Here is a 1,167-nt window from a genome sequence, read left to right as displayed (position 1 = left end):
TCACACGCGGCTGGGTCACCGCCCACCAGCAACACGACGCCCGCCGGTCCTGGGTCGTCCATGCCAATCCCGCAGAGGTCGAACGGCTCCGCCGGCTCCACCGGCAATCCCGCGGCCACCGCCCACGCCAGGCCTGGCTCGACCACCAGCAGACGGCGATAATCCCGAACGAGGAAGGAACCCGAGACAATGACGCCGAACCGCAGCTATGACAGCACTGCGGCTTGCTCATCTCGACTGCGTGCCGAGCCTTGTAGTCCTCGGCGTCGAACTTGGGTGGCCGACCACTGCGAGAGCCGAGCTTCTTGCGGTTACGAGCCTGGTCGGCCTTGTCCGGGATGGTGCAGCGGATGCCCCGGCGCCGCAGATAGGCGCGGTTCTTGCGGGAGGCGTACGCCTTGTCGGCGCGGACCCGGTCAGGCCGGGTCCGTGGCCGACCGACACCCAGGCGGGCGACACGGACCTTCTTCAAAACAGGCTCGAACTGTGGAGAGTCGCCACGTTGCCCGGCTGTGATCACGATGGCCATGGGCTTTTGCCCCTGCTCAACGGCCAGGTGCAGTTTGGTGGTCAGGCCGCCGCGCGAGCGTCCGAGGCCGTGGTCGTCCGGCTCGACCGTGATGCCGCCGGGCGGCTCAGCCTGGAGATCCCCCTTTTCCTCGCCCCGGCGGCGTGCTGGTGGGCCCGGCAGACGGTGGAGTCGATGTTGAGGTCCCAGGTGATGAGCTCCTTGGCGTCGGCCTGGGCCTGCAGCGCATTGAAGATCCGCTGCCAGGTGCCGTCCCGCTGCCAGCGACGGAAGAGGTCGTACACCCGCGCCCACGGCCCGTACCGCTCCGGCACGTCCCGCCACGGGACGCCGGTGCGAGTGCGAAACCGTATGCCGTCGATCAGCTGCCGCCGGGCCCATATCGGCGGCCGACCAGACTTCTTACCCTTCAGCAGCAGCGGTTCCAGCACCGCCCACTGCGCATCCGTCAGATCTCCACGTGCCACGAACCAAGATCATCGCACGCCCAAGATCCACTTTCGATACACGCCCTAGTGTCATGAGTCTTTATCTCGCTATAGAAGTAGGCTGGGCTCATGGCGCGTATGGGTCGGCCGACGGTCGAGGTGGTTCTGACGGATGACGAGCGAGAGACGCTGCTGCGCTGGTCGCGGCGG

At 67.2% G+C, this 1,167-nt stretch carries 2 protein-coding genes; both read right to left on the bottom strand.

Annotation, left to right across the window (positions count from 1 at the left end):
* Nucleotides 1-556, bottom strand: a 556-nt coding sequence (locus tag C1I97_RS42325; RefSeq protein WP_258382938.1) for a transposase, incomplete at its 3' end; no start/stop codon positions are given.
* Between the two features lie 14 nt (nt 557-570).
* A complete protein-coding gene (locus tag C1I97_RS42320) occupies nt 571-996 on the bottom strand; it encodes an IS5 family transposase (protein WP_258382937.1) in 426 nt (141 codons plus the stop codon).
* Nucleotides 997-1,167: the final 171 nt, after the last annotated feature.

Origin of the sequence: Streptomyces sp. NTH33, assembly GCF_003236365.1 — a bacterium.
Classification (GTDB): domain Bacteria; phylum Actinomycetota; class Actinomycetes; order Streptomycetales; family Streptomycetaceae; genus Streptomyces.
The sequence above is the reverse complement of the archived record's forward strand: the minus strand, read 5'-3'. Positions and strand labels throughout refer to the sequence as shown.